Here is an 18,898-nt window from a genome sequence, read left to right as displayed (position 1 = left end):
CCGCGCCGCGGGCCGCTCATGGGAGCAGCAGTCCCCAGTACAGCGCCCACGGCACGAACAGCGCGCCGCCCGCGACGACCAGCCCGAGCCGGGCCCGCTCGCCGCGGGTGGCGGCCCGCCGCCACCGCGCCGCGGTGAGCGCGGTCGCCACCACGGTCGCGACCGCGACCGCCTGCAGCGCCAGCCAGACGACGGGCCGGCCGGCCAGCAGCGGCCCCGGCTCGGACAGCTTGCCGCCGGTCATGATCACGTAGAACAGGTACGCGAACCCGCCGGCCACCGCCGTGAGCCCGCCCGCGCTGACCAGCCGCGCCGCCTTGACCGGTGCCACGTCGCGCCGCCCCCTGATCCGCCGGATCAGGGCCACCAGCGGATAGCCGCAGAAGGCCACCAGGAACAGCACCAGCGCCACGAGCTGCGCGCCCGCCGACTCCCACCACGCGGTGGGCGGCACCTCGACGGTCCTGCTCGCCTGCTCGGGCGCGGGGCCGGACACCTGGGCCAGGGGAGCGCGTCCTGACGTGGCCTGGCCGACCCAGGTCCCGACCAGCTCGGGATAGCCGGGCGCCAGCTCGGGCAGCCGGGTGACGCCGCCGTCGGGGGTCAGGTGCGCGGCGTGATCGGCGCCGGGGAAGAACCGGAACGTGTACCGGCGGTTCCCGCCGTCCTCAAGGGCCTTGGCGAAGATGGGCGGCGTCTCCACCGGCGGCGTGAGCAGGTCGTGCACGCCCCAGACGGCCAGCACGGGCTGACGCAGCCGCCCGATGACCGGCGCCGGGTCGAAGTAGGGCTGGGGGAACATCCCGCCGTCCGCGATCACCCGGTACAGGTTGTGCTCGGCCCGGTCCACCAGCGACCCGCTCACGCCCGCCTTGCGCAGCCCGGCCGCCACGGCCCAGGTCTGCTGGCGCAGCGGGTTGAGTCCGTTGGCGCCGACGAGGATGACGAAGGCGACGTCCCGCGAACGGGTGGCGGCGATCGGGACCACCCATCCGCCTTCGCTGAGCCCCCAGAGGCCGACCTTGGCCGGATCCACGCCGGGCTGGCGCCGCAGCGTCCCGACCGCGCCCAGCGCGTCCTCGGCGAGCTGCGGGTACGAGCGCTCGAAGAGCGAGTAGCCCTCAGAACGCTTGTCGTAGACGAGCACGGACATGCCCTGCCGCGCGAAGGCCACCGCCTCGCCGAGCAGCTTCTCCCTCGGGGTCCCCGTGCCGGCGCCGTGCACCAGCACGACCCCCGGCCGTCCCTCCTTGGCGTCGACCTGGCTGATCACGCTCCCGCGCAGCTCCAGCCCTCCGCCACCGCGAAAGCTCACCTCGGTCGAGGTCAGATCGGCGGGTACGGCGGGCGCCGGGGTTTCGGCGGCGGCGGCGCTGGTCGCGCCGGGCCAGGCCGACGCGACGAAGACGGTTGACGCGGTTAACACGGCGCTCAGGGCCGCGACGATTCTTCTCATACAGCAGAGACTAGTCTGCAGAGAGCTCTCGGCAAACAAGAGTCTGCAGATATCGTTCGGGAGTATTAGCCTGATCCTCATGAAGGATGAGGAGCCGTACCTGCTCGACGACCCCGAGCGGCTCAAGGCGCTGGCCCACCCGATGCGCCGCCGCATGCTGACCCACCTCAACGTGCACGGTCCCGCCACCTCCACCACCCTCGGCGACCTGCTCGGCGCGAAGACCGGCACGACCAGCTACCACCTGCGCCAGCTGGAGAAATACGGCTTCATCGAGGAGATCCCCGAGCGCTCCACAGGCCGCGAACGCTGGTGGCGCCGCGCCCTCACCCCCAGGGACATGCGCCTGCCCACCCCCGACCAGGTGGCGCCCGAGGACCAGGCCGTGCTGGAGGAGTTCCACCGGGTCGGCTACGAGGAGGACCGCGTCCTGTTCGAGCGCTTCCCCGCCGCCTACCAGGCCGACCCCGCCTGGGCGCGCGGTTCGCGCGGGCTGGCCCGCGTGACGAAGGAGGAGCTCGACGCGTTCTACGAGGAGTACATCGCGCTGCTCATGCGCTACAACCGCCCGCCGGAGGAGGCCCCGCCGGACGCCCGCCCCGTCTACGTCCGCTTCTTCACCCTGCCCGCGGACGAGGACTGAGCTCAGGCGGTGTCCGGCGGGGCCTGCCTGGCCCGTGTGAGGTCAGGCGGTGTCCGGAAGGGCCGCCTGGATCGGGGTGAGGTTGCCCGTCGTCACCAGGAACCCGCGTCCCGCCGGCCCGCCGGTCGTGCCGCGCGGCAGCCGGATCGTGAACAGGTCGCCGTCGGTCTGCCCCTGCACCGCCAGGAGCATCCCCGTACGAGCCTTGCGCGCCTCCGCCACGAACCCCCGGTACGCCACGGCCAGGTCGCCCGTCGTGCCCGCGACGAGCAGTCCGTGGTCTCCGTCGCGCCCGGTCCTGAGCACCTCCTCAAGGGCGGTGCCCAACGGGCCGTCGGCGTTGACCAGCTCGGCGTCGTCCACCAGCACGACGTAGTGACGCTGGTCGGCCAGAATCTCCAGCAGGTCGGTGGCCTCGCCGTTCAGCACGGCCAGCGCGCCGTCGAGGTCACGCAGCGGGCTGCGCCTGGGGGCGACGGCGACGACCGGGGTGCCCTGGGAGATCAGCCAGTGAGCGGCGGTCATCAGCACCGACGAGCGGCCCGAGCGCGACGGCCCGGCGATCACGGCGGCGGGCCCCTGGGACATCAGGTCGATCCCGAGCGGCGCGAGCGCGTCGCCCCCCGCGCCGAGCAACGCCCACAGGGGCGACGGCGGGCTGAACCCCGGCTCCAGAGCCAGCGCCTGAACGGCGGTGATGCGCATCGGCAGCGCGTCGACCCGCAACGGCGGCTCCCCACCCCACCGCCACACACTCCTCCCGGGTACCACGGCATGCGCGGGCCCACCGCTCCTGCCGGCCAGGCCCGCGGCAGCGGAGTCGGCGTCGGCGGGGCCGGTCGGGTCCGTGGCGGTGCGGGCCAGGGCTTGGAGGGCGGCGACCTGGGCCGGGCCGGCCGGGTCCGCGGCCAGCAGGGCGATCTGGTGCTCCACGATGCCGTGCTCGCCCATCGACAGGGCCCGCCCGGCCGGCATCACCGAGGGCAGCCCCTTGAGCGGGAAGCCGGCCAAGCCGTAGTCGGCGTTGTCCGACAGCCGCAGCAGCAGCCGGTCGTCGAACACCGTCGACACCTGCCCGAGCAGCCCCGACCGGTCGGCGCTGACCACCGCCCTGAACCCGACCGCCGGCCCCTCACGCAGCAGCTGGAGCAGCGCCTCGATCAGCCGCCCGTAGTCGTAGCCCTCGAACGCGGCCACGAAGCCCTCCCACCGGTCGAGCATGAACACCAGCCACGGCAGCCGATGCCCCGCCTGCCGGTATTCGGCCAGCGAGGCGTGCCCGGCCTCGGCCAGCAGCTGCTGCCGGCGGCCCACCTCGACCCGCAGCCGGGTGAGCAGCCGTTCCACCCGGTCGAGCTGGTCGCGCGTCACGACGGCGCCGCAGTGGGGCATGGCGACCAGGGGCAGCAGCGCGCCCGAGCCGCAGTCCACGGCGTGCAGGTGCACGTCCTCGGGCGAGGCGTGACAGGCGATGGATCCGGCGATCGTGCGCAGCGCCGTGGACCGGCCGCTGCGCGCGGCGCCGGCGATGAGCAGGTGCCCGCCGTGGGCCACGTCGAGCGCCAGTTGTCGCCGGTCCTGCGCCCACGGCCGGTCGGTGCTCCCGAACGGGATCGGCGCCACCTCCGCCCCACCTGACACGCCCGCCGGGTGCCCCGCGAGCCGGTCGGTGGGCCGGTCGGTGGGCCGGTCGGTGGGCAGGTCGAGGACCAGGTGGGTGGGCAGCGGGTCCAGCCACGGGCTCGGCTGGGCGGGCACGCCGACCAGGTTCGCGGCCTCGATGAGGGCGTCGGCGACGAGCGTGAGGTCGGTGGTCGACGACTCCTCCTCGGCCGGCCGCGGTGGCGGCGGCAGCGGCTTGCCGAGGGCGCGCCAGGCCACGTCCAGCACCCGTACGCCCCCACCGCCCGAGGAGGGCGCGCCTGGCGTACCACCAGGTCCAGCGGGGGAGCGCCCGCCGACCCGCGCCGTCTGCACGGCCACCGCCGCCCCCACCCCTGAACGCACGTAGCAGCGCCCGGGCGTGGACTTGGAGATGTGCGCGGCGTCCGGCGTGTCGATGACGTCGGCCGACTCGGCCGGCTCGGTCACCCGCAACGCGATCCGCAGCGAGGTGTTGGCCTGGATGTCGGCCGTCACCACGCCGGCGGGCCGCTGGGTGGCCAGGATGAGGTGGATGCCCAGCGACCGCCCCCTGCGCGCGATGTCCACGAGCCCCGTCACGAAGTCGGGCAGCTCGGCCACCAGGGCGGCGAACTCGTCGATGATCAGCACCAGCCGGGGCATCCCCGGCCCCTCGTAGTCGTCGATGTCCTTCGCGCCGGCCGACAGCAGCAGCCGCTCCCTGCGCCGCAGCTCGGCCGCCAGCGAGTCGAGGGCCCGCTGCGTCAGGTGCCCGTCGAGGTCGCTCACCATGCCGACCGTGTGCGGCAGGCGTACGCACTCCTTGAAGGCCGCCCCGCCCTTGTAGTCGATCAGCACGAACGTGAGCTGGTCGGGCCGGTTGGCCACCGCCAGCGAGCAGATGAGCGTCTGCAGCAGCTCCGACTTGCCCGCGCCGGTGGTGCCGGCGATCAGCCCGTGGGGGCCGTCGAGCTTGAGGTCCACGGTGAAGGGCCCGTCGGGGCCGACGCCGATCAGCGCCTCGGTGCTGCCGTGCTTCCGCCACTGGGCGGCCAGTTCCTTGCCTGACGGTACGGGCATGCCCATGAGGTCGAGCAGGCGGGCCGCGTCGGGCAGGTTGCCGCCGGGGTCGTCGCGGCTCACGTCGCGGATCGGGGCCAGCGCCCTGGCCAGGCGGTCGCACCAGGTGACGGAGACGAGGTCGGCGAGCAGCGGGCCGATCACGTCGAGGCCGCCGCCGCGCAGCCGGACGAGGCCGTGGGCGCCGCACGCGGCCACCGTCTGGCACTCCTCGGGCAGCAGGCGCTGGTCGTCGTCGATGGCGAGGGTGTAGACGCCGGAGCGCGGGCCCTGGCGCAGCACCTGCGGCATGCTGGGCAGCCCGCGCAGCACCTGGGCGCCGTCGAGGACCACCAGCACGTCGTACGGGCGCACGTCGTAGGAGGAGAACGTGGGCTTCTCGGGGCCGCCGAGGTCGTCCCAGCCGGTGGGGATCTTGCCCAGTTCGGGGATGGCGGTGTTCTGGCGCTCGTCGATGAGCGCGGCCAGCTCCGCGACCCGGCGCGCGGCCGACTCGGGATCGGCGCCCACCAGCACCACGCACTCCTCGCCCGCGCGCGGCGTGCAGTGCGGCAGCCAGCGCAGCCAGCCCCAGCGGCGCTCGGCGTCGGGGTGCGCGGAGACCACCACGATGGCCAGGTCGCGCGGGCTGTGCAGGGTCGCGGCCTGGGCGATCAGCCAGCTCGCCAGGCTGGTCGCGGCGGAGCGCGGCCCTGTCACGCCGGCCACCCCCAGCCGCCGCATGGGCAGCGCGACCGGCACAGAGCGGCAGATCGGCGGGTCGATGGGCCCGCCCTGCTCCTCCGACAGCTGCAGGTCGGCGGGCAGGTCGGCCAGCCCGACCCGCAGCCTGAGCGCGTCGGAGTCGTGGATCCTGCGCTCCCACAGCCGCCTGCGCGGCCCGGTGGCGGTCAGCAGCACCTGGGCGGGGTCGGGCGCGTCGGCCCTGCGGGCCGCCTCGTCGGCCACCCTGGCCCGCTCGACCGCCGCGTCGTACTCCTCGACCTTCTCCTGCCACTCCTTGACGGCCTTCTTGTGCTGCTTCTTGCCGTGGCGGCGGTCGCTCCACCACTGGCCGATCATGATCACGGGCGTCATGAGGGCGACGAGCAGGTAGTACGGCTGCTTGAGCGCGATGGCCAGGGTCACCCCGAGCACGGCGGGCAGGAGCGCCGCCAGCAGTTGCAGCCGCATGCCCTCGTTCCTGGACGGCTCCTTGGGCCGGACGAACGCGCGCTCTGGCTCGGGCCTGCGCAACCGGGGCGGGCGGTTGTAGGCGACGCCGCCCTCGCCGCGCGGGGCCAGGTGCGCGTCCTTCGGCTCGATCGAGGTCAGCACGAACACCGAGGAGCCGCAGGTCAGCACGGCCTGGTCAGGCCATTCGACCGGCTCGGTGAGCGGGCGGCCGTCGAGCTCGGGGATCTCGCCGTAGCCGGCCGCGAACTCGGCCGCCTCGCGCTCGGCCGTGCGCGCGGTGAGCTCGGCGACCTCGTCGGCCCAGCGTCCCTTGAGCTTGAGTCTGGGGGCCTCTCCCGGCGGCAGCCAGGTCCGCTCGACGGTGATCGCCTCGGGCGTCACGCGTACGGTGACCGCCTCGGGGGCCAGCGCCGGGTCACCGGCGGCGATGGCGCACATCGGGTCGGAGCCGATCACGTGCACGCCGAGCCCGAGCCGGTGCACGGCCCCTGCGGCGGGTCCGCCCACGACCCGTACCTCGGCCACCCCGCCTGGCTCCGCGACGAGGGTCGCGCGGGCGAGCTGGGGGTCGAGCGTGACCTTGTCGCCGTCGCGCAGCACGGCGGCGACCGGCGCTCCTGGATCGAGCGTCCTGCCGTCGCGCCACAGCGCGGGCGGCCCCATGTCGGAGCGCTCGGGCCGGCGCGGCTGGGGCACGTAGGCGCCGCCCTGGGCCATCCCGTACGGCGCCCGGTTCTTGGGCAGGCGGACCACCGTCGCCAGCGGCGCCTGGTCGCCCAGCGCCGCGCTCAGCTCCGCCACCGTGGCGCCGTCGTCGCCATCGATGACGACGTCACGGTCGCCGTGCCCGCCGATGACGGTGAGCATGATCCGCATGGTGCCGTCTCCTCGGTCGACTTCGGGCGCCAAATTATCGTCCGGAACGTGGTCTGGCGCGCCGGTTGACGGCAATGGCATGGGGAATCGCCGCCGGAGTGGATTTAGTGCTGGATGTCGGCACAAAAGCCGAAATGTGTGTGAATGAAGTGACGGATGTGATTGATGTGGTGGCTAACCGGAAATAGCGGGATTCGTCAACTCGATAGAAACAACAGGCATCGATGAATTCGGCTTGACATCATGTCACCTGCGAAACGAGCATGGGTCCGCGAATTCCGCCAACACCGCCGTGGTGATCCCCACATAATGGCGTGAATTCCGCAATTCACCCCCGGGAGCCCCCCACCCATGAGGACCAGTGAAAAGCCTGCCGCCAACGCGGCGGGGTTGTCCGGCCCGGCCTCGCGCAAGCTCCCCGTTCCACCCAGGGAACGCAAGCCGGCGCTGGCGGCGCTGGCCGTCCTGCTCATCCTCGGCGGCGCGCTGGCCACGACCCTGCTCGTCCTGCGCAGCGGCGACCGCGTCTCCGCCATCCGCGTCACGCAGCAGATCGGCGCGGGCCAGAAGTTCACCCCGCAGGCGATCGAGGAAGTGAAGATCGCCGACACGGGCATCGCCTTCGTCTCATGGACACAACGCGACAAGGTGCTCGACAGCTTCGCGGCCGTCACCCTCCTGCCCGGCACCCTGCTGACCAACGAGATGGGCGTGCGCGCCAGCAGCGAACTCAGGGAAGGAAAGGCCACCGTCGGGCTGGCCCTGAAACCCGGGCAAATTCCGGCCGGAGTGCAGGCGGGCGACCGTGTACAGGTGATATTCGTACCTGCGCGGTCGAGTCAGGGAGAAAGCCGCGTGCTCGCCGCGAGCGCCCTCGTCTTCAGCGTCGGCGACAGGTCGAGAACCGGAAATTCCGGTCAGATCACCGTGGTCGTGGAAGCGCCCGCCGCGCCCGAGATCGTGGCCGCCGCCTCCGCGGGAGAGGTCGCCGTGGCCGAGCTTCCGGGGGCACGCTGACGTGGCGCTGATCGTACTGGCGGCCGACAAGGGCGCGCCGGGGGTGACCACCGCCGCCACGGCCCTGGCAGCGGTGTGGCCGCGGCCCGTGCTGCTCGCCGAATGCGACCCCGCGGGCGGCGACCTCGCCTACCGGCTGCCCGCCGCCGACGGCGGCGTGCTCAACCCCGGCAGAGGGCTGCTCACGCTGGGCGCGACCGCCCGCCGCGGGCTTGAGGCGGCGCAGATCCACCAGCACACCCAGAAGATCATCGGCGGGCTCGACGTGCTCGTCGGGCTCACCCACGGCGAGCAGGCGGCCGGGCTCGCCTGGATGTGGGGCGCGCTCGGCCGGGCGCTGGCCGCCATGCCCAACGCCGACGTGATCGCCGACTGCGGCAGGCTCGGCGCGCATCCGCAGCTCGGCGACCTGATGGCCGAGTCCGAGCAGGTCGTGCTGCTCACCAGGGCCACCCTCGACCACGTGGCCCACCTGCGCGAGCGGCTGCAGGTCAGCAAGGCCCACGGCGTCGTCGTGATCGCCGACCCGCGCAACTACCGGGGCTCGATCGAGGACGTACGCAGGATCGTCGGCCACAGCGTGCAGTTCGTGCACGGCCTGGCCTACGACCCCAAGGGCGCCGAGCTGCTGCGCGGCCAGTGGGGCGGCCGGCTCGACCGCTCGCTGCTCATCCGTACGGCCAGAGACCTCGCGGGGAGGCTGGTGAGTCACCGATGATCGACCACTCCCTCGTCAAGCGCTTCCGCCAGGAGGTCGGCGACCGGCTGGCCCACCAGCGCCGGCTCGACCAGGCCAACGGCCTGCCCCCGATGAGCGGCGAGGACGAGCGTCAGTTCGCCCGCGCGCTCATCTCCCAGGTGCTGGAGGAGCACGCCCGCAGTGAGATCGGGCTCGGCCGCACCCCGCCCACCGTCGAGGAGGAGGAGGCGCTCGCGGCCGGCATCCACGCGGCGCTGTTCGGGGTGGGGCGGCTGCAGCCGCTGCTCGACGACACCCAGGTCGAGAACATCGACATCAACGGCTGCGACAAGGTGTTCGTCAGCTACGCCGACGGCCAGGAGCTGACCCACGACCCGGTCGCCGAATCCGACGACGAACTGATCGAGCTGATCCAGATCCTGGCGGCCTACTCCGGGCTGTCGAGCCGGCCGTTCGACACCGCCAACCCCCAGCTCGACCTGCGCCTGCCCGACGGCTCCCGGCTGAGCGCGGTCATGGACGTCACGGTCAGGCCGGCCGTGTCGATCCGGCGGGCCCGCCTGGGCAAGGTCTTCATGTCCGACCTCGTGGGCAACGGCACGATCGGCCCCGACGTCGGGCGCTTCCTGTCGGCCGCCGTCGCCGCCCGCAAGAACCTCATGATCGCCGGGTCCACCAACGCCGGCAAGACCACCCTGCTGCGCGCCCTGGCCAACGAGATCCCGCCCGGCGAACGCCTCATCACCGTCGAACGCGCCCTTGAGCTGGGCCTCGACCAGTTCCCCGAGCTCCATCCCAACGTGGTCGCCTTCGAGCAGCGCCTGCCCAACTCCGAGGGCCAGGGCGAGATCTCCATGGCCGAGCTCGTCCGGCGCTCGCTGCGGATGAACCCCAGCCGCGTCATCGTCGGCGAGGTGCTCGGCGACGAGATCGTCACCATGCTCAACGCGATGACCCAGGGCAACGACGGCTCCCTGTCGACCATCCACGCCAACTCCAGCATGGAGGTCTTCAACCGCATCTCCACCTACGCGCTGCAGGCCCGCGAGCGGCTGCCGATCGACGCCACCCACATGCTCATCGCCGGCGCCATCGACTTCGTCGTCTTCATCGAGAAGCGCAACGACTACCACCTCGGCGGCAAGCTGCGCCGCTACGTCTCCAGCATCCGCGAGGTCAACGGCTGCGACGGCCGGGTGCTGTCGAGCGAGGTCTTCGCGCCGGGCCCCGACGGCTGCGCCGTCCCGCACGCCCCGCTCTCCTGCCTGGAAGAGCTCGCCGCCCACGGCTACAACCCCGGGGGCTGGTGACGCATGACCGCCGCTGTGCTCACGACCGCGGGCCTTCCTGGAGGTCGATGACGTATGCCGTTCACGTTCGACCCGCTCGCCCTGCTCGCGGGGGCGGCCGCCGGCGGCGGCCTGTTCCTGTTCTGTCTCGCCCTGTACGGCCTGCGCCCCCGCCCGACCAGGCCCAAGCGCCACCTGATCAAGGTGCTGACCACCCGCGCCGCCGTGGCGGCGGTGGCCGCCACCCTGGTCCTGATCGTCACCGGCTGGCCGGTCGTCGCGGTGGGCACGGTGCTGCTCGTGTTCGCCTGGCGTGGGCTCGCCGGCGGCGCGGCAGAAGAGCGCACGGCCATGCAGCGCCTGGAGGGGCTGGCCGCCTGGACGGAGTCGCTGCGCGACACGATCGCCGGCGCCGCCGGCCTCGAACAGGCCATCCCGTCGTCCATCAGGGCCGCCGCCCCCACGCTCAGACCCCACCTGCGCGCCATGATCGACCGGCTGCACACCAGGATGGCGCTGCCCGAGGCGCTCGGCCGCTTCGCCGACGAGCTCGACGACCCCTCGGCCGACCTCGTCGTGGCCGCGCTCATCCTCAACTCCAAGCTGCGCGGCCCCGGCCTGCGCGACGTGCTCGGCGCGCTGGCCGTCTCCGCCCGCGAGGAGCTCGACATGCGCCGACGGGTCGAGGCCGAGCGCCGGGCCACCCGGCGCAGCGTGCAGATCGTGGTGATCACCGCGCTGGCCTTCGCCGGGATCCTCGTCGTCTTCAACCCCTCCTACGTCGCCGAGTACGAGGGCGTGCTGGGCCAGGCGGTCCTGGTCGTCGTGGCCGGGCTGTTCGGCGCCGGGTTCGCCTGGATGCGGCGGCTGGCCAGGTTCGACAAGCCCACGCGGCTGCTCATGGGAGGAGGCGGTGGCGATGGTTGAGGGCGCGCTGGCGGGAGCGGTGGCGGGGCTCGGCCTGTTCGTCCTGCTCAGGGCGCTCTTCCCGGCCCGTCCCGGGCTGGTGGCGCGGCTGCTCGCGCTCGACGCCGTACGCGAGGACGCGGGCGCGCCCCGCATCCAGCTCGTGCTGCCCGACGAGGAGGTCAGCGCGTTCCGCCGCGGCCTCGGCACCCGCCTGGCCCGTCTGTACGGCGCCCGCGGCTGGGAGGTCAGGTCGGCCAAGGCGGACCTGGCCCTGCTGGGCCGCTCGTTCGAGGCGTTCCTGGCCACCAAGGTGCTGCTGGCGGCCGGTGGCCTGCTCGTCTTCCCGCTGCTGCTCGCCTGGCTGGTGCTCATGGAGTGGGGCGCCTCCCTGACCGTGCCGTTCTGGGCCGCGATCGTGGCGGCGGCCGTCTTCTTCTTCCTGCCCGACCTGCAGATCAAGCGGGACGCGGCGGCCCGGCGGCGCGACTTCCGCCACGTCGTCGGGGCCTTCCTCGACCTCGTCTCCATGAACCTGGCCGGCGGGCGCGGCGTCCCCGAGGCCCTGATGATGGCGGTCTCGGTCAGCGGTGAGCAGCCCAACTGGGCGATGGGCCGCATCCGTGACGCGCTCGGCGGCGCCAGGATCGTCGGCATCACCCCGTGGCAGGCGCTCGGCCAGCTCGGCGAGGAGATCAACGTCGACGAGCTGCGCGACCTGTCCGCCGCGCTCGGCCTGGTCGCGGACGACGGCGCGAAGGTACGCGCCTCGCTGACCGCCAGGGCCGCCACGCTGCGCCGGCGCGAGCTGGCAGAGATCGAGGGCCGGGCCGGCGAGCGCTCCCAGTCGATGCTCGTCGCCCAGCTCCTGCTGTGCGCCGGTTTTGTGATCTTTCTCAGTTATCCCGCCGCTATGAAGATGTTGGGGGTCTGATGAACCATCCCTGGATCGTGTATTTCACCGCGTTCATGGGCGATCGTCTCCACCGTGCCAGGACCGCCCCCACCCGGGGCGCCTCCGCCGTCGAGTGGGTGATCATCACCGCGATCATCGCCGGCGTCGCGCTCGGCCTGGCCACGTTGATCGCCAACCTGGTCGAGCAGCAACAGGCGCAGATCCAGGAGAACTTCGGCGAAGGCGGTGGCGGCGGCGGTGGCGGCGAGCCGTGATCGTCCGCCCTCGGGACGAGCGTGGCGTGACGGTGATCGAGCTGGCCCTGCTCATGCCGGTCATCCTCGCGACCGCGCTGCTCATCGTGCAGGTCGCGCTCTGGTTCCATGCCCGCGAGGTCGCCGAGGCGGCGGCCCAGGAGGGCGCCAGGGTGGCCAGGTCGGCACCGTTCGACTCCGGCGCCTGGGAGGGCGCGGCCACCGCGAAGGCCACCGAGATCGTCCGGACGATCGGTCCCCGGCTGCTGCGCGAGGCCACGGCGACGACCTCGGAGAAGGAGCCCGACGAGCGCTTCGTCACGGTGACCGGCAGCGCCGTCCAGGTGATCCCGCTGCTGCCCGACCTCGCGTTCACGATCACCGCCACCGCGGGCGGCCCCGTCGAGTGCTTCAGGCCCGACAACGGCGGAGAGGACTGCGAGTGAACGAGCGGGGCTCGATGGCGGTGGAGACGGTCATGCTGGCCCCCGTCTTCCTGCTGTTCCTCATGTTCCTGGCCGGCGCCGGCGTGGTGGTGGAGTCGCAGGGACGGGTCAACGGGGCCGCCCGCGACGCCGCCCGCGCCGCCTCCGTGCAGCGCACCCAGGACGAGGCCGAGGGCGCCGCCGAGGCCATCACCACGAGCGTGCTCCAGGGGCGCTGCCAGTCCTCGGAGGTCTCGCTCGCCGAGTCCGAGTGGGAGCAGGGCGGCCAGGTGCACGCCGAGGTGACGTGCGAGCTCGACCTGGGCTTCCTCGGCTTCGGCGGCACCCAGCGGCTGACGGGGACCGCCGTGGTGCCGCTGGAGCAGTTCAGGAGGATCGAATGAGGCCCGGCGAGCGCGGGTCCATGTCGGTGTTCACCGTGCTGTTCTCGGTCGTGGTGTTCCTGCTGGCCGGACTGCTGGTGGACGGCGGTTCGGCGATCAACGCCCGGCTGCGCGCCGCCGACGTGGCCGAGCAGGCCGCGCGGGCCGGCGCCGACGAGCTCGACGTCGACCACCTCAGGCAGACCGGTCAGACCCGGCTGCTCGGCGAGGACCAGGTGTGCGCCAGGGCCGACGAGATCGTCACGGCCGTGGGCGGCGACGACGTGAGCCCAGGTGAGTGCTCCGTCGGCCAGGGCCAGGCACTGGTGACGGTCACCGTCTCGGTCCGGTGGGAGGCGTTCTTCCTCAGCGCCATCGGCCTGTCGGGCTCCGAGATGACGGGCGAGGCCACGGCCGCGCCGGAAGCGAGATAGACCGAATCCCGCCACTCGATGGAGGCGGGGACACATGAGCCACGACGCTTGACCGGAGAAGGGAGAGGCGATGCCGACGCGAGAGCCCGCGCGTTCCCACGGACGTCATGTGCCCGTGCCCGTGCGCGTCCCGGCCCGGCGCCGTGCCGGTGACGTGCTGGCCGGCCTCGGGGCGCTGGTCGTGCTGGTGGCGCTCGTGGGCGGCGTCCCGTACGCGCTGCTGACCTTCGTCGGGCCGCCGATCGCGCCCGAGCTGCTCGACATCGACGTGCTGACCAGCAACGTCGGCCCGAGCACGATCATCGCCGTCCTGGTGCTGCTGGTGTGGCTGGCCTGGTTCCAGCTGTTCGTGTGCGTGCTGGTCGAGGTGTACGCCGGCGTCCGCAGGGTCGGCATGCCCGCCCGGGTGCCGATGTCCGGCGGCATGCAGTTCCTCGCCAACAAGCTCGTGTCGGCCGTGCTGCTGCTGTTCACGGCGGGGGCGATGGTGGTGCCGCTGGCCAAGCTGGCGCCCACGCCCGCGGCTCCGCCGGTGACGGCGGTCGCGTACTCGGCGCCGCTGGTCGAGCAGACGCTGGAGACGCACAAGACCAAGAAGGTGTACGTGGTGCAGCCGCCGCACGGCCGGCACCACGAGAGCCTGTGGGAGATCGCGGAGAAGTGCCTGGGAGACGGCCGCCGCTATCCCGAAATTTACCGACTTAATCAGGTGAAAGAGCAGCCGGACGGCAGCCGCCTGCGCATGGCGGACCTGATCAGGCCCGGCTGGGTGCTCGACATGCCGGACGACGCCAGAAACGTGCACATCGTTCCCTCCGGCCAGCCGCGCGAGCAGACGCTGCGCGAGCACCCCGGCAGGGCGCAGGCCGAGACCAGGCCCGACACGCCGGAGCGCAGGACGCAGGACAGGACTGAGGGCAAACACCGCCAGCAGGACCAGCGGGAGGACCGCAAGGAGGCCGACCGCCAGGGGAGCACGCAGACCGAGCGCCAGGACGATCGCGGCCCGCAGACCATCATGCGGGAGGCCCAGGACGGCGACCTGACCGACTACCTGGCCGCCGCCTCGCTGGCCGCTGCCGGGCTGCTGCTCGTGCTGGCCAGGCGGCGGCGCGAGCAGCTCTGGCGGCGCGTGTTCGGCCGCAGGATCGTCCGCCCGCGCGACGACGCCGCGCAGGCCGAGGTCGCGCTGCGGCTCGGCGGCGACGCGCCGGGCGCCCGCGTCCTCGATGTCGGGCTGCGCGTGCTCGGCGCCGAACTGGCCGCCCAGCGCCGCACCCCGCCCACCGTGTACGGGGCCCACCTGTCGGCCCGCACGCTCGACCTGTGGATCCACCCGGCGGACGACGACCCGCCCGCCCCGTGGACGGCGGCCGACGGCGGCCAGGTCTGGCGGCTGCCCGCCCACGAGGGCCGCCTGCTGCCGGAGGGCGGGCCTGGACAGGGCGGTGCGCCGTACCCCGGGCTGGTCTCCATCGGCACCGACGACGGCGGCCGGGTGCTGATCGACCTGGAGGCCGCGCAGGGCCTGATCAACGTGCGCGGCGCGCACACCACTGCGGCGCTGGCCGCGCTTGCCGTCGAGCTGGCCACCAACCGCTGGTCCGACCGCATGCGCATCACGCTCGTCGGCTTCGGCGAGGAGCTGACCGCCATCGCACCCGGCCGGATCAGGGCCGTCGGCGGCCTGGCCGAGGTGCTGCCCGAGCTGGAGGCGAGCGCGGCCCCGCGCATGGAGGTGCTGACCGGCCGCATCACCGGCAGCCCGCGCAGCGCCCACTACCTGCTGTCCGCGGTCGCCCCCACGCACGAGGAGGCCCGCCGCCTGGCGCTGCTGGCCCGCCGCGACACCGCCGGATACGTGCTGGCGGGCGAGGTCCCGCACGCGACCTGGACCCTGGAGATCGACGAGGACGGCCGGGCCAGGCTCGCCGAGCTGGGCTTCGAGGTGGAGGCCCAGCTCCTGCCCCGCCGCCACTACCGCGCGCTGATCGACCTGTTCCGCACGGCCGACCGCCTCGACGGCGAGGTCATGTCCGAGCCGGAGCCGCTGGAAGGGCTGCACCCGCCCGCCGTCGAGATCAGGATCCTCGGCCCCGTCGAGATCACCGGCCTGCCCCCGCTGGAGGAGGGCCGGATGGCGCTGGCGACCGAGCTGCTGGTCTACCTGGCGACCCACGTCGGGGGCGTGCATCCCGTGGTGCTCGGCGGCGTGCTGTGGCCGCGCGGCGTCCAGGACATGGTCAGGGACGCCACCATCGCCAGGGTCGCCCAGTGGCTGGGCCCCGAGAACCTGCTGACCGACGAAGCGGGCCGGCTGCGGCTGGGGCCCGACGTACGGACGGACTGGGCGTTGTTCCGCGAGCTGGTCCGCCGCTCCCACGGCGACCCGACGGCCAGGGCCGTGCTGCTGGAGAAGGCGCTCGGCCTGGTCCGCGGCCCGCTGCTGGCCGGCCGCAGGTCCGGTGGATACACCTGGCTGGCGGCCGACGACCTGGAGTACGACGTGAGCGCAGCCGTGGCCGACGCCGCCCACCAGCTCTGCGAGATCCGGATCGCGGGCGGCCAGCCGGACGCGGCGGTCGCGGCCGTGCGCGCGGCGCTGCTGCTGGCGGCCGACGACGAGGGCCTCTGGCGCGACCTGCTGCGGGCCACCCACGCCACCGAGGACGTCGTCCGGCTGCGCGCCGTCGTCGAGGGGCTGACCAGGCGGGCGGCCTCGCACCCGTACGGGGGCGGGATGGCCCCCGAGACCGAGGCGTTGATCGAGGAACTGCTGCCTTCGTGGCGCATCCATGTGGTGAGGGAGTCGTCGGCATGAGACGTACGGCGATCGTGCCGGTCCTGGCACTGAACCTGCTGCTGGTGGCCGGCTGCGGGCCGGCCGAGCGGCCGTACCAGCCGGGGGAGGGCGCCGCCTCCGCGCCCCCTTCTACTACGGCCGCGGCGGAGCCGGAACCTGCGGAGAGCGAGACCCCGGGAGCGGGCACGGTCTCGATCGGCGGCGGCAAACTCAAGGTCACCATCGACTGGCCCGCCAAGCGGGATCCGCTGATCCAGCTCATGGCCGACTACCACCTCGCCACCAGGAAGGCGATCGCCTCCGGAAACGATCGATACCTACAGGATCTGGATCTCGAACTCACCGGGGCCCGCGAAGCGTACGACTGGGTGTCTCAGTACACCGAACAGGACAAGAGCATGAAAGGCACGTCCCGCCTCTACAACCTGCGTGTCGCCGCGAAGCTGGACAAGGGCGCGCAGGTCAACGCCTGTGTGGACGATCGGGGCGCGCGCGTGGTCCACACGCGTACCGGCAAGGCGGTCGTGCCCCAGCCCGACTGGATCCGCCGGCCCCACCTCCATGCCATCCTCGTCCACCGGAGCGACGACGGTGTCTGGCGGATCAGGACATTTCGCTACAGCTATAAGGGGTGCCCCGTATGAAGGTCCTGATCGCGATGGTCGCCGCGGGCACGATGATGCTCGGCGCGCCCCCGGAACAGCCGAGCGGTGAGACCTTCATCGACAACGGCAAGACGAAGGGGATCGTGCTCAACCACTCCGACGTCATCGTCTCCGGCAACGGGGCCCGCGGCGGCAAGTCCGACGGTTACGTGCTCAAACGCCCCTGCTGGTACGAGCCCCGCACGAACGCGGCCGACATGCTCAAGACGCAGGAGAGCCTGCGGGCGTACTGGTTCCGCCACACCAAGAACCCGACCGAGGAGAAGTTCAAGGAGTTCCTCAAGCAGTTCCAGGACAAGATCGGCAAGGAGGGGCGCTGGTGGGGGCCGGCGTACGACGCCTCCGACCCCAAGGGTGAGGCCTGCTTCTCCGCCCTCGACCCCTTCGTCTTCGTACCGCCCGGCCAGACGCCGCCGTCCGGCATCACCATCCAGGAGCTGGCCGAGATCGCCAGAGCCGCGCTGACCGTGCCCGAGCCCACCGTCAAGCTCAACCCCGACGCCAAGAGCTACGTGAACCTGCCGACCTGGGTGTGGCTCGACGGCATCGGCGAGACCCGCCGCTCGGTGACCGCGACCATCCCCGGCGTCATGAGCGTGACCGTGACGGCCGCGCTGGAGGACGTCAAGATCGACCCCGGCACCACGAAGGACCGCGCCGAGGTGCACGAGGAGGGCTGCGGGGCGGCGGGCAAGCCGTACGTCAAGGGCGGCACGTTCGCGTGCGGGGTGCGTTACCTGCGCTCCTCCATCGACCAGCCGCGCGAGCAGTACACGCTGACCGTCACGACGGTGTGGCCGGTGACGGTCGAGGGCAACGTGGTGCCGTTCCAATTCGCGCCGGTGCAGTTGGACACGACGCGGGACGTACCGGTCGGCGAGATCCAGAGCAACGTCACCCCACCGGCGAGTTAGGTCAGGACGGAGGCGAGCGGGGCCAGCTCCGGCTGCTCCGCCGCCTCGGCCAGCACCTCCTTCAGCACGGCGTCGTGCGTCGGCCCGGCCAGCGCCAGCAGTTCCCGCCCGGCCGGCGTGACCTCCGAGTAGATCCCGCGCCGATCGTCCCGGCACAGATAGCGGCGCAGCAGCCCCCGGTTCTCCAGCCGGGTCACCAGCCGCGTGGTGGCGCTCTGGCTCAGCACGACGGCCCTGGCGAGCTGCTGCATGCGCATGTGCCACCCGTCCTGCCTGGCCAGCACGTCGAGCACGGTGTACTCGCTGACGCTCAGCCCGTGCTCCTTCTGCAGCGCCTTCTCCAGCCGCTCCTCGATCTTCCCGTGCAGCGCGGCGAGGGTGCGCCAGCCCTGGGCGCGCGCTTCGGCGGCATCATCGGCAATGGCCATGTCGCGGGCTCCGTCCCCTATGGTTCTGCGCTCGCCTAGTGGGCGTCCGCAAATAATGCCCACGCCCACTAACGTCGCCTGCCGAAAAGTCTATGCCTCCCACCCCGCCCACCTCCGCACCCATCGGCCTTCGGCGTGGGCACGACGACACGTTCACCCACGACGAGGCCGGCACGACAGAACATCGCACCGGCCGTCTACGCCAGAGGGGTCAGCTGAGCACTTCGTCGATGCTGGTGGCGGTGACTGCCCTGTCGAGCCAGATGTCCAGGATGGCCGTGTCGGTGCAGGCGAGGATGTGTTCGCGGGCTTCGTCGGTGACGGGGATGCCGCGCTTGTCCAGCACCTTGAGGATCACGTTCGCCTCTCCCTCCGCTCGTGCCACCGCCTCTGCCCGCGCCTGACAGCGCTCCACCCACTCGCGGACGAGCGGGAGGTGCATGAGGTCGTCGACGGTTACGGCCATGTTCGTCCTTGTACAGGTTCAGGTCAGCTGAGCAGTTCGTCGATGTTGCTGACGACGGCGGATTTCTTGAGGCGGCTCTCCAGCATGGAGATGCTGGTACGGGCGAGGATGCGTTCGCGGGCTTCCCCTGAGGCAGGAATGCCTCGCGCGTCCAGAACGATGAGAATGGCCCTCGTCAGGCCCTCCATCCTGCCGACCCTTCTGCCGAACCCCTGGCCGACCTCCCTACCCAGTGCCAGGCACTCCGCCTTGCCGATCGTCGTGCCCGCCGCTTCGCCGTCTGCCGTCGGCTCGCCGCTGGTCGAGACGGGCGCGAGGTCGTCGGCGCATATGGCTGCCACCAGTTGCTGCCAGAGGTCCTCCGCATCCGGCTGAGGAAGATGCGTGAATACCAGATCAGCGTAGTTCGGCCGTTCTCTCGGCTGCTCAGCCGTGGCCTCGATGGGTGTGCGATGCACCTTGCTC

Annotated in this window: 18 protein-coding genes; 13 read left to right on the top strand and 5 right to left on the bottom strand. The window is 72.5% G+C overall.

Translation table 11 applies throughout. The features are described from left to right. Positions 1-16 precede the first annotated feature (16 nt). Positions 17-1,456, bottom strand: coding sequence for a prolyl oligopeptidase family serine peptidase (locus AB0C27_RS23750; protein WP_357847469.1), 1,440 nt, complete (start codon positions 1,454-1,456; stop codon positions 17-19). Between the two features lie 79 nt (positions 1,457-1,535). Between AB0C27_RS23750 and AB0C27_RS23745 the strand changes: the two genes are divergently transcribed. After that, on the top strand, positions 1,536-2,099 hold the full coding sequence (locus tag AB0C27_RS23745) for a helix-turn-helix domain-containing protein (RefSeq protein WP_357847466.1): 564 nt from the start codon (positions 1,536-1,538) through the stop codon (positions 2,097-2,099). 42 nt (positions 2,100-2,141) lie between these two features. On the opposite strand, the gene AB0C27_RS23740 is transcribed toward AB0C27_RS23745, so the two are convergent. Continuing rightward, positions 2,142-6,854 carry an FtsK/SpoIIIE domain-containing protein gene (locus AB0C27_RS23740; protein ID WP_357847463.1) on the bottom strand — a complete coding sequence of 1,571 codons (4,713 nt, stop codon included), beginning with the start codon at positions 6,852-6,854 and terminating at the stop codon, positions 2,142-2,144. Between the two features lie 351 nt (positions 6,855-7,205). On the opposite strand from AB0C27_RS23740, the gene AB0C27_RS23735 reads away from it, so the two are divergent. The 12 genes from AB0C27_RS23735 (at position 7,206) to AB0C27_RS23680 (ending at position 17,539) form a co-directional block, all read left to right on the top strand. Beyond that, complete coding sequence (locus tag AB0C27_RS23735) at positions 7,206-7,871, top strand: hypothetical protein (RefSeq protein ID WP_357847460.1); 666 nt, start codon at positions 7,206-7,208, stop codon at positions 7,869-7,871. Position 7,872: 1 nt separating this feature from the next. Continuing rightward, positions 7,873-8,589: a hypothetical protein gene (locus AB0C27_RS23730; RefSeq protein WP_357847457.1), complete on the top strand. Its 717-nt coding sequence runs from the start codon at positions 7,873-7,875 to the stop codon at positions 8,587-8,589. Then, positions 8,586-9,881, top strand: a complete 1,296-nt coding sequence (locus AB0C27_RS23725) for an ATPase, T2SS/T4P/T4SS family (RefSeq protein ID WP_357847454.1) — start codon at positions 8,586-8,588, stop codon at positions 9,879-9,881. Before AB0C27_RS23730 ends, AB0C27_RS23725 begins: the two co-directional genes overlap by 4 nt. Before the next feature lie 54 nt (positions 9,882-9,935). Then, on the top strand, positions 9,936-10,787 hold the full coding sequence (locus AB0C27_RS23720) for a type II secretion system F family protein (RefSeq protein ID WP_357847451.1): 852 nt from the start codon (positions 9,936-9,938) through the stop codon (positions 10,785-10,787). Next, positions 10,780-11,700 (top strand): type II secretion system protein, encoded by a 921-nt coding sequence (locus AB0C27_RS23715; RefSeq protein WP_357847880.1) that lies wholly within the window; start codon positions 10,780-10,782, stop codon positions 11,698-11,700. The genes AB0C27_RS23720 and AB0C27_RS23715 overlap by 8 nt, the downstream gene beginning before the upstream one ends. Beyond that, the gene (locus tag AB0C27_RS23710; protein WP_357847448.1) at positions 11,700-11,936 is read left to right on the top strand and encodes a hypothetical protein; all 237 of its coding nucleotides are present in this window, start codon (positions 11,700-11,702) and stop codon (positions 11,934-11,936) included. Before AB0C27_RS23715 ends, AB0C27_RS23710 begins: the two co-directional genes overlap by 1 nt. A gap of 26 nt (positions 11,937-11,962) precedes the next feature. After that, positions 11,963-12,361, top strand: coding sequence for a TadE family protein (locus tag AB0C27_RS23705; protein ID WP_357847445.1), 399 nt, complete (start codon positions 11,963-11,965; stop codon positions 12,359-12,361). Continuing rightward, a complete protein-coding gene (locus AB0C27_RS23700) occupies positions 12,358-12,744 on the top strand; it encodes a TadE/TadG family type IV pilus assembly protein (protein WP_357847442.1) in 387 nt (128 codons plus the stop codon). The genes AB0C27_RS23705 and AB0C27_RS23700 overlap by 4 nt, the downstream gene beginning before the upstream one ends. Beyond that, complete coding sequence (locus tag AB0C27_RS23695) at positions 12,741-13,157, top strand: flp pilus-assembly TadE/G-like family protein (RefSeq protein ID WP_357847439.1); 417 nt, start codon at positions 12,741-12,743, stop codon at positions 13,155-13,157. Before AB0C27_RS23700 ends, AB0C27_RS23695 begins: the two co-directional genes overlap by 4 nt. 70 nt (positions 13,158-13,227) lie before the next feature. Further along, a complete protein-coding gene (locus tag AB0C27_RS23690; RefSeq protein ID WP_357847436.1) occupies positions 13,228-15,978 on the top strand; it encodes a BTAD domain-containing putative transcriptional regulator in 2,751 nt (916 codons plus the stop codon). After that, positions 15,975-16,604, top strand: coding sequence for a hypothetical protein (locus tag AB0C27_RS23685; RefSeq protein ID WP_357847432.1), 630 nt, complete (start codon positions 15,975-15,977; stop codon positions 16,602-16,604). Before AB0C27_RS23690 ends, AB0C27_RS23685 begins: the two co-directional genes overlap by 4 nt. Then, complete coding sequence (locus AB0C27_RS23680; RefSeq protein ID WP_357847429.1) at positions 16,601-17,539, top strand: hypothetical protein; 939 nt, start codon at positions 16,601-16,603, stop codon at positions 17,537-17,539. Before AB0C27_RS23685 ends, AB0C27_RS23680 begins: the two co-directional genes overlap by 4 nt. Here the strand turns inward: AB0C27_RS23680 and AB0C27_RS23675 are convergent. From AB0C27_RS23675 to AB0C27_RS23665, 3 genes are all read right to left on the bottom strand, one after another. Further along, positions 17,536-17,967: a MarR family transcriptional regulator gene (locus AB0C27_RS23675; RefSeq protein ID WP_357847426.1), complete on the bottom strand. Its 432-nt coding sequence runs from the start codon at positions 17,965-17,967 to the stop codon at positions 17,536-17,538. The two genes, AB0C27_RS23680 and AB0C27_RS23675, sit on opposite strands and share 4 nt — an antisense overlap. A gap of 211 nt (positions 17,968-18,178) precedes the next feature. Continuing rightward, entirely contained in the window at positions 18,179-18,433 is a 255-nt protein-coding gene (locus tag AB0C27_RS23670) for a hypothetical protein (RefSeq protein WP_357847423.1), read from the bottom strand. A gap of 23 nt (positions 18,434-18,456) precedes the next feature. Then, complete coding sequence (locus AB0C27_RS23665) at positions 18,457-18,891, bottom strand: hypothetical protein (RefSeq protein WP_357847420.1); 435 nt, start codon at positions 18,889-18,891, stop codon at positions 18,457-18,459. Positions 18,892-18,898: the final 7 nt, after the last annotated feature.

The organism is Nonomuraea sp. NPDC048882 (assembly GCF_040649755.1).
GTDB lineage: Bacteria > Actinomycetota > Actinomycetes > Streptosporangiales > Streptosporangiaceae > Nonomuraea > Nonomuraea maheshkhaliensis.
This window is presented reverse-complemented; position numbering and strand designations above follow the sequence as displayed.

Excerpts from the sequence above, each read along its gene's own strand:
- AB0C27_RS23750 (WP_357847469.1), bottom strand. The coding sequence starts at position 1,456 with ATGAGAAGAATCGTCGCGGCCCTGAGCGCCGTGTTAACCGCGTCAACC.
- AB0C27_RS23745 (WP_357847466.1), top strand. The coding sequence starts at position 1,536 with ATGAAGGATGAGGAGCCGTACCTGCTCGACGACCCCGAGCGGCTCAAG.
- AB0C27_RS23740 (WP_357847463.1), bottom strand. The coding sequence starts at position 6,854 with ATGCGGATCATGCTCACCGTCATCGGCGGGCACGGCGACCGTGACGTC.
- AB0C27_RS23735 (WP_357847460.1), top strand. The coding sequence starts at position 7,206 with ATGAGGACCAGTGAAAAGCCTGCCGCCAACGCGGCGGGGTTGTCCGGC.
- AB0C27_RS23725 (WP_357847454.1), top strand. The coding sequence starts at position 8,586 with ATGATCGACCACTCCCTCGTCAAGCGCTTCCGCCAGGAGGTCGGCGAC.
- AB0C27_RS23720 (WP_357847451.1), top strand. The coding sequence starts at position 9,936 with ATGCCGTTCACGTTCGACCCGCTCGCCCTGCTCGCGGGGGCGGCCGCC.
- AB0C27_RS23715 (WP_357847880.1), top strand. The coding sequence starts at position 10,780 with ATGGTTGAGGGCGCGCTGGCGGGAGCGGTGGCGGGGCTCGGCCTGTTC.
- AB0C27_RS23710 (WP_357847448.1), top strand. The coding sequence starts at position 11,700 with ATGAACCATCCCTGGATCGTGTATTTCACCGCGTTCATGGGCGATCGT.
- AB0C27_RS23695 (WP_357847439.1), top strand. The coding sequence starts at position 12,741 with ATGAGGCCCGGCGAGCGCGGGTCCATGTCGGTGTTCACCGTGCTGTTC.
- AB0C27_RS23690 (WP_357847436.1), top strand. The coding sequence starts at position 13,228 with ATGCCGACGCGAGAGCCCGCGCGTTCCCACGGACGTCATGTGCCCGTG.
- AB0C27_RS23685 (WP_357847432.1), top strand. The coding sequence starts at position 15,975 with ATGAGACGTACGGCGATCGTGCCGGTCCTGGCACTGAACCTGCTGCTG.
- AB0C27_RS23680 (WP_357847429.1), top strand. The coding sequence starts at position 16,601 with ATGAAGGTCCTGATCGCGATGGTCGCCGCGGGCACGATGATGCTCGGC.
- AB0C27_RS23675 (WP_357847426.1), bottom strand. The coding sequence starts at position 17,967 with ATGGCCATTGCCGATGATGCCGCCGAAGCGCGCGCCCAGGGCTGGCGC.
- AB0C27_RS23670 (WP_357847423.1), bottom strand. The coding sequence starts at position 18,433 with ATGGCCGTAACCGTCGACGACCTCATGCACCTCCCGCTCGTCCGCGAG.